General features: G+C 69.6%; 16 protein-coding genes. 8 read left to right on the top strand and 8 right to left on the bottom strand.

Features of this window, described 5'->3' with window-relative positions; translation table 11 throughout:
* Nucleotides 1-82: 82 nt before the first annotated feature.
* From F8O03_RS12415 to F8O03_RS12430, 4 genes are all read left to right on the top strand, one after another.
* Nucleotides 83-970, top strand: a complete 888-nt coding sequence (locus tag F8O03_RS12415; protein ID WP_167516568.1) for an aminoglycoside phosphotransferase family protein — start codon at nt 83-85, stop codon at nt 968-970.
* A 116-nt stretch (nt 971-1,086) separates the two neighbouring features.
* Nucleotides 1,087-2,208, top strand: a complete 1,122-nt coding sequence (gene solA, locus F8O03_RS12420) for an N-methyl-L-tryptophan oxidase (RefSeq protein WP_151424135.1) — start codon at nt 1,087-1,089, stop codon at nt 2,206-2,208.
* On the top strand, nt 2,205-3,107 hold the full coding sequence (locus tag F8O03_RS12425) for a LysR family transcriptional regulator (RefSeq protein WP_151424136.1): 903 nt from the start codon (nt 2,205-2,207) through the stop codon (nt 3,105-3,107). Before solA ends, F8O03_RS12425 begins: the two co-directional genes overlap by 4 nt.
* A 64-nt stretch (nt 3,108-3,171) precedes the next feature.
* Nucleotides 3,172-4,548, top strand: coding sequence for a sodium/glutamate symporter (locus tag F8O03_RS12430; protein ID WP_244296253.1), 1,377 nt, complete (start codon nt 3,172-3,174; stop codon nt 4,546-4,548).
* 93 nt (nt 4,549-4,641) lie between these two features.
* Here the strand turns inward: F8O03_RS12430 and F8O03_RS12435 are convergent, their stop codons facing one another.
* Together F8O03_RS12435 and F8O03_RS12440 are read right to left on the bottom strand one after the other, a co-directional pair.
* Nucleotides 4,642-5,154: a mycothiol transferase gene (locus F8O03_RS12435; RefSeq protein WP_151424137.1), complete on the bottom strand. Its 513-nt coding sequence runs from the start codon at nt 5,152-5,154 to the stop codon at nt 4,642-4,644.
* The gene (locus F8O03_RS12440; RefSeq protein ID WP_151424138.1) at nt 5,151-6,257 is read right to left on the bottom strand and encodes a glutathione S-transferase family protein; all 1,107 of its coding nucleotides are present in this window, start codon (nt 6,255-6,257) and stop codon (nt 5,151-5,153) included. Before F8O03_RS12440 ends, F8O03_RS12435 begins: the two co-directional genes overlap by 4 nt.
* A 153-nt stretch (nt 6,258-6,410) precedes the next feature.
* Here F8O03_RS12440 and F8O03_RS12445 point away from each other — a divergent pair, with 153 nt between their 5' ends.
* Entirely contained in the window at nt 6,411-7,193 is a 783-nt protein-coding gene (locus F8O03_RS12445) for a glucose 1-dehydrogenase (RefSeq protein WP_104252167.1), read from the top strand.
* Nucleotides 7,194-7,261: 68 nt separating this feature from the next.
* Nucleotides 7,262-7,654, top strand: a complete 393-nt coding sequence (locus tag F8O03_RS12450; RefSeq protein ID WP_151424139.1) for a DUF1801 domain-containing protein — start codon at nt 7,262-7,264, stop codon at nt 7,652-7,654.
* Between the two features lie 58 nt (nt 7,655-7,712).
* On the opposite strand, the gene F8O03_RS12455 is transcribed toward F8O03_RS12450, so the two are convergent.
* From F8O03_RS12455 to F8O03_RS12465, 3 genes are all read right to left on the bottom strand, one after another.
* The gene (locus F8O03_RS12455) at nt 7,713-9,371 is read right to left on the bottom strand and encodes a polysaccharide deacetylase family protein (RefSeq protein ID WP_151424140.1); all 1,659 of its coding nucleotides are present in this window, start codon (nt 9,369-9,371) and stop codon (nt 7,713-7,715) included.
* Nucleotides 9,368-10,030: a hypothetical protein gene (locus tag F8O03_RS12460; protein ID WP_151424141.1), complete on the bottom strand. Its 663-nt coding sequence runs from the start codon at nt 10,028-10,030 to the stop codon at nt 9,368-9,370. The genes F8O03_RS12455 and F8O03_RS12460 overlap by 4 nt, the downstream gene beginning before the upstream one ends.
* A gap of 150 nt (nt 10,031-10,180) precedes the next feature.
* Nucleotides 10,181-10,795 (bottom strand): TetR/AcrR family transcriptional regulator, encoded by a 615-nt coding sequence (locus F8O03_RS12465; protein ID WP_151424142.1) that lies wholly within the window; start codon nt 10,793-10,795, stop codon nt 10,181-10,183.
* 219 nt (nt 10,796-11,014) lie between these two features.
* Between F8O03_RS12465 and F8O03_RS12470 the strand changes: the two genes are divergently transcribed.
* Together F8O03_RS12470 and F8O03_RS12475 are read left to right on the top strand one after the other, a co-directional pair.
* Nucleotides 11,015-12,277, top strand: coding sequence for an MFS transporter (locus tag F8O03_RS12470; RefSeq protein WP_151424143.1), 1,263 nt, complete (start codon nt 11,015-11,017; stop codon nt 12,275-12,277).
* Nucleotides 12,274-13,932: an amidohydrolase gene (locus tag F8O03_RS12475; RefSeq protein WP_151424144.1), complete on the top strand. Its 1,659-nt coding sequence runs from the start codon at nt 12,274-12,276 to the stop codon at nt 13,930-13,932. Before F8O03_RS12470 ends, F8O03_RS12475 begins: the two co-directional genes overlap by 4 nt.
* Before the next feature lie 97 nt (nt 13,933-14,029).
* On the opposite strand, the gene F8O03_RS12480 is transcribed toward F8O03_RS12475, so the two are convergent.
* The 3 genes from F8O03_RS12480 to F8O03_RS12490 form a co-directional block, all read right to left on the bottom strand.
* Nucleotides 14,030-14,287: a type II toxin-antitoxin system RelE family toxin gene (locus tag F8O03_RS12480; RefSeq protein ID WP_151424145.1), complete on the bottom strand. Its 258-nt coding sequence runs from the start codon at nt 14,285-14,287 to the stop codon at nt 14,030-14,032.
* Entirely contained in the window at nt 14,284-14,547 is a 264-nt protein-coding gene (locus tag F8O03_RS12485) for a type II toxin-antitoxin system Phd/YefM family antitoxin (RefSeq protein WP_151424146.1), read from the bottom strand. The genes F8O03_RS12480 and F8O03_RS12485 overlap by 4 nt, the downstream gene beginning before the upstream one ends.
* 91 nt (nt 14,548-14,638) lie before the next feature.
* Nucleotides 14,639-15,580 (bottom strand): LysR family transcriptional regulator, encoded by a 942-nt coding sequence (locus tag F8O03_RS12490; RefSeq protein ID WP_151424147.1) that lies wholly within the window; start codon nt 15,578-15,580, stop codon nt 14,639-14,641.
* Nucleotides 15,581-15,665 lie beyond the last annotated feature (85 nt).

Below are 15,665 nucleotides of genomic sequence, written 5' to 3' on the forward strand. Positions count from 1 at the left end.
GCCCGAGTTCGCATTGCGAACTCGGGCCTTTTTGCGCGATCAGCATGGTGTAGCTTCGGCGCATGTCGAACGCGAGGGCAAAGTGCTGATTCCGGACGACCTCGTGCGGCGCCTCTCGGGGCGGCCCGCGGACATCACGGATGACGGCGACGCCTGGCTGCGCCGACTGCCCTCGCTCATCGACGAGCGGCTCGACGCCTGGGATCTCGCCGTGGCAGGTGACGCCTGCAACGGGCACAATGCGATCGTCATCCCGGTCACGCGGCGCGGTGAGCCGCACATGCTGAAGCTCAGCTGGCCGCACCGGGAGGCGGCGTCCGAGCACCTCGGCCTGCGGCATTGGAACGGCGCCGGCATCGTGCGGCTGGCTGCCGCCCACCCGGCGGACTTCGCGCTGCTTCTCGAGCCGCTCGACTCGGATCGGGACCTGCACGCGATCGAGACGGACGACGCCTGCCTCGTGATCGGCGGCCTGCTGCGTCGGCTGAACGTCGCTCCCCCGCACTCGGTTCCTGACTTCCGCGCAGAGGCGCGCGGGTGGATCGAGCCGTTGCGCGCTCATCCGCCGTCGGTGCCTCGCCGCTGGGTAGACCGGGCGCTCGACACGTTCGACTCCCGGCCCTACGACCAGAAGCTGCTGCATCTGGACCTGCACTATGGCAACGTCCTCGCTGCCGAGCGGGAGCCGTGGCTGGCGATCGACCCGAAGCCCGTGGCGGGTCCGGCCGGCTTCGAGGTGTACCCGGCGCTGCGCACCCGCGTCGAGGACTACCGTGGCGGGTCGCTCATGCATGCCGAGGTGCGGAGTCGAGTCGAGCTCATCTGCGGCGAGGCGGGCATCGACCTCGACGACGCGAGGGAGTGGTGCATCGCGCACGCCGTGCTGAACGCGCATCAGGTTGCCGAGGAAGGATGGGCGACGCTCGTCACCATGCACCTGGCCATCGCGAAGGCCCTCTCGGACATCTGACGGCGCACGCGGCACGGGTGTGTGGCAGGCGGTCAGCTGTTTCTCGTTTGTAAACTCTTCTCTCCCATCTGTTTTACGTCTTGTGTCGCGGGAGAGATCGTCGCAGTATCGTCAGCATGGATGCAGACGTCATTGTCATCGGCCTCGGGGCCGCCGGTTCGTACGCGTCCTGGAACCTCGCCTGCAACGGCGCGAGCGTGCTCGGCCTCGAGGCGCAGTCGCTCATCCACGACGACGGGGCCTACGCGGGCGAGAGCCGCCTGTTCCGCGCGGCGTACCACGAGGGCGCCCACTACGTGCCGCTGCTCCTCGCATCCCGTCGGGCGTGGCTTGAGCTCGCAGACGAGAGCCTCGCGCCGATCTTCCACCCGACCGGGGTGCTCTCGATCGGGTCGCCGGCAGATCCCCGCATGGAGCAGGTCCGTCGTTCGCTCGCCGCGGCTGACATCCCGCACACCACGTTCACGACGGCCGAGCTCGCGGCGCGCTACCCGCAGCACCAGGGGCTGAGCGACGAGATCGCTGTGCTCGACGAGCTAGGTGGTGCGCTTCGACCGGAATCGGCGGTCACCGAGATCCAGCGGCGCGCGACCGCGGCCGGTGCCGAGCTCCGCGGCAACTCGCCGGTGCTCTCGATCGAGGAGACCGGGGACGCAGTCCGCGTCGTGACCCCCGAGGGTACGCTCACGGCCAAGCAGGTCATCGTCTCGGCGGGCATCTGGACCCCGATGCTCCTGCCAACCCTCGACCGGCACCTCACGATCAAGCCCATCGCCCTCACCTGGTTCGCCCCGCAGAACCCCAGCGACTTCGACCCCGCGGTCTTCCCCGCGTTCATCCGCGACCACGGCGCGGTGCACATCTTCGGCGTCCCCACGCTCGACGGTTCGCTCGTGAAAGCCGGCTACGACGCGAAGTGGGGAGACATCGATGCCCCAGAGCACCTCGAACGCCGGTTGAGCGCCGCGGAACGCGCGAAGATCTCGCGAGACATCCACACCCTCATCCCCGGACTTCCGGACGGGATCGCGAAGCACTCCGTGCACGCCGACATCTTCACAGCCGACAAGACTCCGGTCATCGGGAGGATCAGCGACCGGGTCACGGTCGGCACCGGATACTCGGGGCACGGGTTCAAGTTCACCCCCGCCTTCGGCGACCTCCTCGCGGATATCGCGCTCGGCCGCACGCCCGAGTTCGACATCTCCCGCCTGTCCCCGCACCGGTTCGCCGCATGAGCGAGATCAGCCTCAAGCAGCTCCGCTGCTTCGTCGCCGTCTACACGGAGTGCAGCTTCACGCGCGCAGCAAAACGGCTCGGCCTGGCCCAGTCGCCCGTGAGTCAGGCCGTGGCCGCCCTCGAGACCCAGCTCGGTGTGACGCTCTTCGAACGCGGCGGCCGCGACGTCACCCCGACGGCCGCCGCCGAGGCCCTGTACCCGGAAGCCGTCGAGATTCGCCGCCGCGCCGAAGGGCTCCAGCGACTCGCGTCGGCCGCCAGCGAGCAGCCCGCGACGCGGGTGCTGCGCATCGGCTCGGTCAGCTCGCTCTTCTCCAGCGCGCTGCCCGCGCTCATCCGCTCGGAAGCGCTTGCACCCTTCGCCGTCGACGTCGCAGACGGCAGCAACGCCGACCTGACGACGTCCGTCGACGATGGCGACCTCGACGTCGCCCTGCTCCGCGACCTGTCCCCAGACAGCGACCGGCACGTGGTCGCCTTCCGCGAGCGCCTCTGCGTCGCGGTCGCCGAGGGGCACGAGCTCGCAGGCCGAGAGGCGATCTCCACCGACGAGCTGCGCGACCATCCCCTGGTGCTCTTCGACCGCGGCCGCGCTCCGCTCGCGTTCGATCTGACGGTCGGCGCGTTCCTCCGCTCGGGCAACCCGCTGCGCATCGCCTCCCGGGTGACCAGCGAACAGGCGATGCTCGGGCTCGTGAGCTGTGGGCTCGGGGTCGCCCTCGTCCCGCAGTCCCTCGCGGTGCATCCGTGGCCCGGGGTGGCGTTCCGCGAGCTGCAGGACGCGGAGCACAGCTACCCCCTGGCCGTTCGGGTCACCGCAGGCGATCCGCTCGGGCTTCTCGAACCGCTGACCGCATCCCTCCGCTCCTGGGCGTCCGCGCACGCCCTCATCAGCTGACCGCACGACCCAGCCGGTCACCGTCGACCGGGCCGAAGATCCCTCACCACAGAAAAGAGTCCCCGTGGAGTACACGCCTCAAGCTCTCCTCGTCGATGCCGGCCTCATCGGCATGCTGCTCATCGTCGGCACGCTCGCGAGAGCCACGATCAAGCCCCTGCAGACCATGATGATCCCGGCTTCCGTCATCGCGGGAGCCCTTGGCCTGCTGCTCGGCCCGAACGGGCTCGGCCTGCTTCCCTTCTCCGATCAGCTCGGCACGTACGGCTCGCTGCTCATCGTCATCGTGTTCGCGTGCCTCGCGCTCACCGATGACTTCAACATCTTCAAGATCGGCCGCAACGTTGCCGGCTTCGCCGCGTACGGCGTGCTCATGTACTCGCTGCAGGTCGTCATCGGCCTCGTGCTGGTGCTGCTCCTGCTCGGTCCGCTGCTCGGGGCACCCGACAGCATCGGCCTGATGCTGTTCGCCGGCTGGGCTGGCGGCTTCGGCTCCGCGGCTGCGATCGGGGCGGTGTTCGCGGATGCAGGGCAGCCGGAGGTGCAGTCGATCGCGTTCACGGCGGCGACCGTCGGCATGCTCGTCGGCGTGGTCGGCGGCATCATCCAGGCGAAGATCGGCGCGATGCGCGGCCACGCGAAGGAATTCGCGGGGATGAAGGGAATGCCGGACGATCTGCGCACGGGCGTGCTCGACCAGGTGAAGGCTCGCCCCGTGATCGGCACGCACACCTTCTCGGGTGGCACGATCGAGTCGCTCGCGTTCCAGGCCGCGATCGTCGCGGCCGTCGCCGCAGGCGCCTACGGCATCAACCTGGTGCTCGGCGAGCTCATCCCTGCGGTTGCGTTCCCGCTCTTCTCGATCGCCTTCATCGTCGGCCTCGCCCTCCGGGGCCTCATGGCGGTCACCAGGACCCGCAAGTACATCGACCCCGACTCGCTCCGTTCGGTCTCGGGCGCGGCGACCGACGTCCTCGTCGTGTGCGGCATGGTGTCGATCGTGCCGAGCATCGTCGCCGACAACTGGCTGGCGCTGCTCATCCTGTTCCTCGTCGGGCTCGTCTTCTGCCTGGTCCTGGGCTTCGTCGCGGCGCCGCGTCTCATGCAGGACGGCTGGTTCGAGCGTCAGCTCTTCACGTGGGGCTGGGCAACCGGGGCCGTCGCGACGGGCATCGCGCTGCTGCGCATCGTGGACCCGCGCATGAAGTCGCGCACGCTCGAGGACTTCTCGATCGCCTACCTGCCCGTGGTCCCCGTCGAGGTTGCCGCCATCACGTTCGTCCCGCTGCTCGTCATCGGCGGGGCCGCGTGGGCCGCGGTCGGCATCTGGGGTGCGATCGCGCTCGTCGCGGCGATCGGGGGCGCGATCGTGATCTTCACGGGTCGCAAGGGCAGTCGCAGCGCTGGGTCTGAGGCGAATGAGGCCGTGAGCACGTTCTAGGCGCGTTGCCGCCGATGGGTCGCCTTCACCCCGTTTCGTGCATCGAAACGGGGTGAAGACGACCGGTCGGGCGTGGATGCGCCCGGCGCGTCCTCAGCTGCGCAGGATCCCGGCCGCGTAGGCGGCCTGCCCGATGTGCTGCGCCGCGTCGTCGATGATGCTGACGAGGCGGGCGGCTCGCGTGACGGGCGGGTCCCAGTCCTCGTCGATGACCTCGCCGAGGGCGTCTGCGCTGAGCGAGCGGATGTGCGCGCGCAGCGCATCCGTCGCAGCACGCAGGTAATCGAGCAGCAGCGCCGCGTCGTCGACGACCACGGCCCGCGCCTCGGAGGGCGTGTGCCCGTATCCAACTGAATCGCCCAGCTCGCCGAGCCCGAAGCGGCTGTCGAATCCTTGAGAGGACCAGACTTCCTGCCCCTCGGTGAGCCCGGCGACCTGGACGTCGATCTCGCGTCCCGTGTGCCAGAGCAGCCAGGCGATCGAGTTGTCGTGGCCGCCGGGATGCGCGTTGAGGGTTCCCCCGGTCAGGTCGCGCGCGAGGCGCTCGGCGGCCTCGAGGGGGCGCCCGGCGAAGTCGTCGAGCACGTCGACCACGGAGGCGCTCATGCGTGCGACCGCCCGAGGTGCACGAGGTCGTGGCCAGCTTCGATGGGTTCGAGGTTCGGCCCCGGAGGGGTGCCGTCGCCGAACGGGGAGCCGCCGAGCTGCTCGCGGAAATGCGGCAGGTTCCAGTTGTGCAGCTCGGGGCCAGCTGGCACGATGCCGCTCGGGTTGATGTCGCGGTGCACCTCGTAGTAGTGGCGCTTGATGTCGACGAAGTCGGTGGTGTCGCCGAAGCCTGGAGTCTGGAACAGGTCGCGCGCGTAGGCCCACAGCACCGGCATCTCGCTGAGCTTCTGCCGGTTGCACTTGAAGTGGCCGTGGTAGACGGCGTCGAAGCGGGCGAGCGTCGTGAAGAGTCGCACGTCGGCTTCGGTGATGGTGTCGCCCATGAGGTAGCGGCGGGTCTCGAGCCGCTCGGAGACGATGTCGAGCGCCGTGAAGAGCCGGTCGTAGGCCTCGTCGTAGGCTTCCTGCGAGCCCGCGAAGCCGCACCGGTAGACGCCGTTGTTGATCTCCGTGTAGATGTGCTTCATGACGGCGTCCATCTCGTCGCGCAGCGGCTCCGGGTAGAGGTCGGGCGCCCCGTCGCGGTGGAACTCGGTCCACTCCGTCGAGAAGTCGAGCGTGATCCACGGGTAGTCGTTGGTGACGACTCCGCCGCTCGGCACATCCACGATCGCGGGCACCGTGATGCCGCGCGGGTAGTCGGGGAAGCGAGTGAGGTAGGCGTCCTGGATGCGCGGGATGCGGAGCACGGGGTCGAGTCCGTCCGGGTCCTTGTCGAACGTCCACGAGCGCTTGTCGTGGACGGGTCCGCAGACGCCCATCGAGATCGCGTCCTCGAGGCCGAGGAGGCGGCGCACGATGATGGCGCGGTTCGCCCAGGGGCAGGCGCGGGCGACGACGAGTCGGTAGCGGCCGGCTTCGACGGGCCAGGTCTGGATGCCGTCGCCCACCGGGCGCGCGTCCTTCGTGATGCGGTCGCCGATGTAGTTCGTGTCGCGGTCGAAGGGCTGACCCGCTTTCGAGTACACGCCCTGCTCGTCCGCTTCGTCGCGTGCCGCTTCTTCGCCGTCTGGCCGTGCATCCTGCGTCGCCTGAGTCATGCGGCAATCCTAGGAAGCGGATGTGGATGCTCCCTGGGGGCGGAGGTGTGGGGTGGCAGCGCGTCAGGCTCGGGGAATAAATTCACTGGCCCACGACATAACTAAAGTGTCGTCCTGCGACTGCCGGGCGATGCGATTCAACGAAGGAGCAGCATGTCCCGGTTCACCAACAAGGTCGTTCTGATCACTGGCGGAGGGTCCGGTCTCGGCCGCGCGACCGCCGTCCGCGTCGCGAGCGAAGGTGGGAAGCTCGCGCTCGTCGACATCTCCGAGCAGGGGCTGGAGGCGAGCAGGGCCGCCATCCTCGAGGCCGCGCCAGACGCCGAGGTCTTCACGACGACCGCGGACGTCTCGAGCGAAGCCGAGACCGAGGCGTACGTCGCGGCCACCGTGGAGCGCTTCGGCCGTATCGACGGCTTCTTCAACAATGCCGGCATCGAGGGCCGCCAGAACCTCACCGAGGACTTCGGCGCCGAGGAGTTCGAGCGGGTCGTCTCCATCAACCTCCGCGGGGTGTTCCTCGGCCTCGAGAAGGTGCTCAAGGTCATGCGCGAGCAGGGCTCCGGCTACGTCGTGAACACGGCCTCCGTCGGCGGCATCCGTGGCGTCGGCAACCAGTCCGGCTACGCGGCCGCGAAGCACGGAGTCGTCGGCCTCACCCGTAACTCGGCCGTCGAGTACGGGCAGTTCGGCGTGCGCATCAACGCCATCGCGCCCGGCGCGATCTGGACCCCGATGGTCGAGAACTCCATGCGCCAGCTCGACGCGGAGAACCCCAAGAAGGCCGCAGAGCAGTTCATCCAGATCAACCCGACGAAGCGCTACGGGCAGCCGGAGGAGATCGCGGCCGTCGTCGCGTTCCTCCTCTCGGACGACGCGAGCTACATCAACGCGGCAGTTGTGCCGATCGACGGCGGGCAGTCCGCGAAGTACTAGCCGGGCGCCCGTCCCGGACCGGGGCGGCGAGCCCGACCGTCAGCAGGCCACGGGTCTACGCTGACGGCATGACCGCTGCCCCGTCGCCGGATGTCGACGCCTACTTCGCCGAGCTCGAGCATCCGCTGAAGGACGTCGCGGTGGGCCTGCGGGCGCTCTTGCTCGACGCGCACCCCGCCGTCGTCGAGAGCATCAAGTGGAAGGCGCCGAACTACGAGGTCGCCGACGACTTCGCCACCCTCAACCTGCGGCGCCCGAGCGCCGTGCAGCTCGTGCTGCATACGGGCGCGAAGGTGAAGCCGGAGCATCCCGAGGTCGTGGTGCCCGCTCCACCGAAGCTGCTCACGTGGCCCGGACGAAACCGGGCCATCGCGTCGTTCTCGAGCCTCGCTGAGTTCGAGGATGCGCGCGCGGCACTGGCGGGCATCGTGCGGTCCTGGGCCGGGCAGGTCGAGGCCTGACCGACCGCGGGCCCTGCAAGGTCCGACCCCTGAGCCGCGCCTCGCAGCACGCGGCCGCTCAGCGCGCCGAGGTGTAGCTGTTCCCCGCGGCCGGGGCGCCGCCGAAGATCTGGTCGATGGTGACGAGCACGAACCCCCGGTCGTGCAGGCCCGTGAGGATCTCGGGCACCGCATCCACGGTCGAGTCGTGGATGTCGTGCATGAGGATGATGGAGCCGGCCTCGGCTTCGTTCGCTCCGCGGTCGACGATCGTCTCGTGGGGCGGTCCCTCCCAGTCGAGGGTGTCGATGTCCCAGAGGATCGAGGGCATGCCGACCTTCGTGAGCACACGCGCGTCGACGTCGCCGTACGGGGGCCGGAAGACGCTCGGCCGCTCGCCGGTCGCGGCGAGGATGGCGTCGTTCGTCTTCTTGACCTCTTCCTCGATCTTCTTGTCGTCGAGGGTCGTGAGCTGCGGATGCGACCAGGAGTGGTTGCCGAGCTGGTGCCCGTCGTCGTCGATCTGCCGTGCGATCTCGGGGTAGCGCTGCACGTTCGGGCCGACGAGGAAGAACGTGGCCGTCGCGTCGTGGTCCCGGAGCTGCCCGAGCAGGGTCTCCGTGATCGGGGCTGGGCCGTCGTCGAAGGTGAGGGCGACGCACGCGAACAGCTCGCAGTTCACGTCTCGTTCTCCCGCCAGCGGCCGTTCGCCAGCGAGCAGCGGCTGCGGCGTCGCGGAGGCCGCGACGAGCTCGCGGCCGAGGTCGGTGAGCATGGGGGCCGCCGCGTCGGCTGCGATGTGGATGCTCGGGAAGCGGTGCGAGATCGGCTCGCCGACCACGAGCGTCGTCTCGCCGTCCGGGGAGATCGGCGGGGCCGCGTCCGCGCCGCCGGACACATCCATCTCGGGGGTGAGCAGCCCTGCGGGGATGCCGATGCGCAGCCCGCCGTCTGGCGTCGGCGTGACGTCGGCGAAGCCCTGCGCGAGCACGGCGGCGTTGGCCTCGCTCGGCGGCGCGACCTGCGTGTCCCAGAGCGCTCCGAGCTCGCGGCGCGCGGCGAGCACGAGCTCGTTCCAGATCGAGAGCGCCGCGTCCGCGGTGATGACGTCGGCGCCGCCCGCCTGCTGCGCGGTGGCCGTATCGGCGAAGAACACGAAGCTCTCGTCGCGGGTCACGGCCGGCGTCGTGCCGACGGTGCCTTCCACGACCCGCACGCGTTCGCCGAACTCGCTGCCGCTCGCCACCACGATCTCGCACGTGATGACGAGCGCATCCCCCTCGGTGGCGCCGCCCTGCGCGAGCGCTTCCGCCGCGGGGGTACTGCTCGAACCTGCTTCGCAGCCGCGGCTGCCGAGGCCGGCGCCGGCAGCAGCGGCTTCAGGCTCGTAGACCGTGCCGAGGCGGGAGGCGAACGCGCCGACGGTGTCGACCACGAGCGAGCGGACGCGCGTGTTCAGGTCGGTCTGACCCGGCACCTCCGTCCATCTCGCGTCGACGGCGGGCGCTGAGTCGCGGATGCGGTAGTGGTCGAGCGGGGTGGAGCCTGGTTCTGCACCGGCGACGTCGCCGACGGCCTCGTCGAAGCTCGTGACGGCGGCGCGCACGGGCGGCTGCCAGGCGAGATCGGGCGCGGGCGTGCACGCCGCGAGCGCGAAGGTGGCCACGCCGAGCATGGCGATGCCGAGCAGGCGCCGGACAGGTCGGCGCTTGGAGCGCTGTCGGGACGCATCCGTCATGCGACCGACCCGTCGATGCTCTCGAGGATCTGGGCGATCGCCGGACGGTAGCGGTCGAGGTCGTCGGCGCTGGCGCTGAACAGCACCGACGCGTTCGGCGAGACGGCGCCCGGGCTCGACACGGCCGCGGCCCCGACCATCACGCCGGGTGCGCCCTGCCCTTCAGCGGCGGGCTGCCCGTACTCGTAGCTGCCGTGGCGAACCGAGAGTCCGTCCTTCGGCGATTCGTCGATCCAGAACAGGCTGCCGAGCCCGGAGGTCAGCGCCCCCTCTGGCACCTTGCCATCGCGCACGAGCGACTCGGCGGCCTCCACGCCCGCGGCGCCGGAGGCATCCACCATGGACAGCGGCTGCGCCGGCACCCGCAGGGTGATCTCGAGGCGCGCATCCGGGCTGCGAAGCGTGACGACGTCTGTTCCGAAGTAGTGGGGCACGATGACCCACCCGGCTGGCGCGACGACCGAGACTCCGGCCTCCTCGCCGCCGACGGCGACGGTCTCATCGACCTCCGCGGCCCGACTCGTCATCTGCGTGAGCAGCGAGCCGCCGAAGAAGAACCCAAGCACCGCGAGCGCGGCCACCAGCACGACGCCGAGCGCGACGTACAGCCACGGGGTGCTGCGCGTGCGCTCAGGCGCGGCGTGATGCGGGGTCGTCATCGGAGACTCCGGTCTGTCGGGACGCGGGCGGATGCACCCAGGCTACTGACTCGAGGGCCCTTCCGATCGGCTCGGACGCGGAAGTTCGTGCCGCTCGCTCTGCCCAGGGCGGACCTGTGGTCGCTTCACCGGCGCGGGACCAACCACAACTCATCCCTGGTCGCCCGCGGGGAGGCGGTCTCGCAGAGCGGCCAGCAGGACTTCGAGGGCCAGTTCGAACGAGCGCTCGACGCGTTCAGAACCCGATCGGGAGGCGGCGAGGAGCTTTCCGAAGAGCTGAGTGGGCGAGTCCGGCTGCCAGACCTGTTCCGGCGAGGCCAGCTCCAGCCCGAAACCGAGGGCGAACGCGTCGATCATGCCGATGAGCGTGAGGATCTCGTCGTCCGGGAAGCCTCCGGACTGCAGGGCGAGAGCGAGGTCGTCATACGCGTCGATCACCGTTGGGCTCGTGATGGTCTTCCCGATGAGAAAGGGCAGCAGCGCCGGATGGTCGGCGTACATTCGCCGCTGTCGACGCACGGCCTCTTCCACGAACGCATCCCAGGGGCGCTCCCCGGGCGCCGTGCGATACCGCTCGACGAGGTGACCACGCATGAGCTCGACGATGTCGTCGAGCCCGGAGACGTGCTTGTACAGCGACGAGGGCCGGACGCCCAGCTTGCGGGCGATGGCGTTGACGCCGAACGGCTCGCCTCCCTCGACCAGCTCGAGCCCGGCGTCCGCGATGAGGGCCGGCGTGAGGCCCACGATCCTGCGTCCGTCCATCCACTCGCTCCTTCGCGCGCTGCGACGTTGTGCATCCCGATTCGGGCATTCGAGGAAAATGTTCGGGGTGTCTTCCACTTCGCGCCGTCTCCGTGCATACTAGCGAACACCATTCACTGGCGAATGGTGTTCGCCAAATCTGTTCCCCGCCTCCGCGGCGCCCCACGACTCACCACAGCGACCCGGCCCCGGCCGAGCCCGGACCCCTCCAGGAGCCACATGACTACTGCAGCCGAACTCAGCACGAGAGTGCCCCTGCGTCTCGCGCCGGCCTCCGCGACGTTCGCCATCGCGATCGCGGGGTACCTCGCCGTGAACCTGTCGCCCTACATGATCAGCGCAGCACAGGAGGCCATCGGCCTCGATGTGCTCGCCGCGAGCTGGCTCGTCACCGGCACGCTCCTCCTGACCGCCGTCGCCGGCCTTGCCGCCGCGGGCCTCTGCGCCGGGAGGCATCGGCACCTGGTCGCCCGCATCGGGCTCGGCGTCGCGACCCTCGGCTTCCTCGCGGCCGCCCTCATCCCGGCGCTCACCATTCCCGGCCTGCTGATCGGCGGCGTCGGCGCGGGCGGTGCGGTCGCCTCCGCCGGAGCGGCCATGGCGTCGTTCCGGAACCCGGATCGTGTCGCGGGATGGAATGGCTTCGCGAACCGAGGCGTCATCACGATCGTCCTCGCGGTCCTCCCCATCCTGGGACTCGCGCCCCTCAACGTCTTCGGCGCGCTCGCGCTCTTCTCAGCCATCGGCCTGGTCGTGACGACGTGGCTCCCCCGCGCGCCCATCCTCGACCAGGGCGCCAACCTCGGAACGGCAGGGGCCGCGACGGGCGAGGCCATGCCCATCGAGATCCCGCCGACCGGCGCGATCCGCACCCAGAGCGCCGCGCCCTCGCGCCTCCTCACGATCAGCGGCTTCGTCCTGCTCATCGTCTTCGCCCTCTGGGCCGCGAGCGAGGATTCGCTGTGGGCCATGATCGGCATCATCGGCGCGGAGACGAGCGGCCTGACCCCGGAGGGGCTTGGCGTCGCGCTCTCCGGCGCCACGGCGGGTGGGCTCCTCGGTTCACTCGCGCTCATGGCGGTCGGCAACCGCCTCGGCCGCGCCGTCCCGCTTGTCGTCCTGCTGGTGCTCGGCGGCATCCTCAAGATCGTGCAGGGCACGCTCACCGACGAGACGGCGCTCATCGTGGCGTTCGTCGCCTGGAACTCGATCTACGCCGTCGCGTTCATGTACTTCCTCTCGACGGCGGCGGCGCTGGACGCTCGCGGCCGCTGGTCGGGCCCGCTGCTGTCGGTCTACCTCGTCGGATCGGCCCTCACGCCCCTCATCGGCGCCAGCCTGAGCGAGCTCCTCGGCGCGCAGGGCTTCACGTTGGCGCTCGGCATCACGAGCTTCGTCCTCGCCGTGCCGACCGGCATCATCGCGGCCATCTCCACTCGCACCGAACGCTCCATCCCGAACACCGCGGAGGCACTCGCATGACCACCACCCTCTACCTGAACGCTCGCGTCTTCCAGGGGGCCGCATCCGGTGATCCCGTGGATGCCGTGGACGCCGTGGACGCGGGCGCGTTCGTCGTGCGCGATGGCGTGTTCGCATTCGTTGGCAGCGAGGCGGACGCTCGCGACTTCGCGCCCGCCCCTGATTCGACCGTCGACCTCGGCGGGCAGCTGGTGCTCCCGGGCGTCACGGATGCGCACACGCACCTCGTCATGATGGGAGAGGCGCTTGGGCAGGTCGGGCTCACCGATGCCCGCGATCTCGCGGGTATCCAGCGCCTGCTCGCGGAGGCTCGGGCCGCTGACCCGGATGCGAGGGTCCTTCGGGGTCGAGGCTGGCTCTTCGATTCGATCCCTGGCGGCGCCCCGACTGCGGCGATGATCGATGAGGTCGTGCCCGATGTGCCCGTGTACCTCGATGCCAACGACTACCACTCGTGCTGGGTCAACAGCGCGGCACTGCGTGAGCTGGGCATCACGAGGGACACGCCTGACCCGAGCGGCGGCCGCATCGAGCGCGACGCAGACGGGGAGCCGAGCGGCATGCTCTACGAGACGGCCGCGGTCGAGTACGCGTGGGTGCAGCGCGACCTCGCGATGACCGACGCCGACCGCGACGCCGCGGTCGAGCGTGTGCTCGCCGCGTACAGCGAGGCGGGGGTGACGGGGGTCGTCGACATGGCCCTCAACGAGGTTGCGCTCGAGGCCCTGCAGCGTGCCGCCGAGCGGAGGGGCGGCGAGCTTCCTCTGCGGGTCGCCGCGCACTGGCTCGTCTCCAATGCCGACGACGATGCGACGAACCTCGAGCAGGTCGAGCGCGCTGCGTCGCTGGCGGCCAGCTTTAGCTCGCCGTGGCTGCGAGTCGTCGGCATCAAGCTCATCCTCGACGGCACGATCGACGCCTGCACGGCGGCCATGAGCCAGCCGTACTCCGACGGCTCCAACGCGGACACCATCTGGCCGGCGGAACGTCTGTTCCCCGTGGTCACGGCGGCGGATGCTGCTGGCCTGCAGATCGCGATGCACGCGATCGGAGACGCCGCGAGCAGCATGGCACTGGATGCGCTCGAGCACGCGTTCGAGGCCAACGGCGACATCGTGCGTCGGCACCGCATCGAGCACCTCGAGTACGCCGCGCCCGGCACGGCGGAGCGCATGGCCGCCCTCGGCGTCACCGCATCCATGCAGCCCGTGCACGCCGACCCGGCGATCCTCGGCAACTGGATCGCGCAGCTCGACGACGACCGTGTGGAGCGCGGCTTCGCGTGGCACGAGTACGAAGACGCGCAGGCGACGCTCGCGTTCTCGACGGATGCGCCCACCGCTCCCTACGGTCCGCTCGCGAACCTGTACGTCGCGGCGACCCGCGAGTCGGCGCTCGACCCGAGCTTCCCTGCCGCGCAGACACTTGGCCGCACGGTGCCGATCGAGCGCGCGATCGTGCACGCGACGAGGGATGCGGCCGCCTCGGTCGGCGACGCGAGCTGGCGCGGTGAGATCCGCGAGGGCTTCGCTGCCGACTTCTTTGTCATCGACACCGACGTGCTGAGCGAGCCCGCCGCGAGCCTGCTCACGGCACGGACGGTGCTGACGGTTGTCGCCGGGCGGGTGACGTTCGAGGCCGGAGGTCGCGCCTAACCGAGGACAGGTGATCGCGCAGAAACGGGGTCAGGACCACACGGGAAGCAGCGCTGGCCGCCCCAAGTGTGCGCACAGGAGCGAGTACTCGCCCCGCCTACTTGTCGTAGACCTCACGCCGGTGGTCAGCGTGAACGATCACCACGGTCAAGACGTCGTCCTGAATGCGATACAGCACGCGGTAATCACCGGTCCGAACGCGCCACTCAGGGCGTCCGGTGAGCTTCTTCGCGGCAGGTGGTCGTGGGTCCTCCGCGAGCAGCTCGACCGCGGCCTGGATGCGACGCTTCGCTTCCGGCGGGAGCTTCTTGATGGCTCTGGCCGCCGCCGGGAGGACCAGGATCTGGTAGCTCACGGAGCGAGGCCGAGGTCACGCTTGACGGCATCCCACGGAATCGGCTCCTCCCCCAGCGCCTCGGTCTCTTCCCACGCAGCGTCCACTGCTCGAATGTCCGCGAGTTCCTCTGCGTCCTCGAGGAGCTGCTGCAACTGGGCGGCGTCGATCACGGCCGCGACGGGCCGGTTCCGCCGAGTCAGGTACACGGGCTCGAGGCGCGCGTCGTCGATGATCGAGGCCAGGCGAGCACGGGCATCGGTGATAGCGATCTGACTCATGGGGACAGCGTACGTCGAATCGAAGAAAACGTACAGAGTGCGCGATAATGCACTGAAAGTTCGAGACCTGGGAAACGATCTGAGGTTGCCCCTACCCGAGCAGTTCCACACCCGCCTCCGCGACGACCGCCCGCACCTCGTCGAGGTACCGCTGCGCCTGCTCGGTGAGGGGGATCGCGGAGTGGCCGATCCAGCCGATCTCGATACGTTCATCCACCTCCAGGGGCACGGCGACGATGCCGGGGTCGAGGTCGTCGCTGATGATGCCGGTCGAGATGGTGTAGCCGTCGAGGCCGATCATGAGGTTGAAGATCGTCGCCCGGTCGGAGACGCGGATCTCTCGTCTGCTCGACAGGGTCGAGAGGATCTCCTCGGCGAAGTAGAACGAGTTGTTCGCGCCCTGATCGAAGGTGAGGCGCGGCAGGTCAGCCAAGTCGTCGAGCGTCGCGCGCTTCCGAGACGCGAGCGGGTTCCGCCGCGAGACGAAGATGTGCGGCTGCGCGAGGAACAGCGGATGGAACACCAGGCCGGAGTCCCGCAGCAGCTTGTCGATGACGTTGCCGTTGAAGTCGTTCCGGTACAGAAGGCCGAGCTCGCTGCGGAGCGTCCGCACGTCCTCGATGATCTCCCACGTGCGGGTCTCGCGAAGCGAGAACTCGTACTCGACCGCCCCGGTCGCCTTCACCATCCGCACGAACGCATCCACCGCGAACGAGTAGTGCTGCGCCGACACCCCGAGCAGGCGTCGCGACGGCGGACGACCCAGATACCGCTGCTCGAGGAGCGCCATCTGCTCGACCACCTGCTTCGCGTAGCGGAGGAACTCGGTGCCGTCAGTGGTCAGGGAGACGCCGCGGGCCGACCGCACGAGGAGGGCGCGGCCCACGCGCGCCTCGAGGTCCTTCATCGCCGCCGACATCGTCGGCTGGGCGACGAAGAGGACGTCGGCGGCGGCGCTGATCGAGCGTTCCGCCGCAACCTCCACGAAGTAGTGGAGCTGCTGCAGGGTCACGCCGTTCGATCGCCGACTCATAGCCCAAAACTATAGTGACGAATAGTTGCGACGGATTACCCGATAGCCACCGCCCGCCTGCACAATAAATGCATCCACGCCCACA

Origin of the sequence: Pseudoclavibacter terrae, assembly GCF_008831075.1 — a bacterium.
GTDB classification, from domain to species: domain Bacteria; phylum Actinomycetota; class Actinomycetes; order Actinomycetales; family Microbacteriaceae; genus Pseudoclavibacter; species Pseudoclavibacter terrae.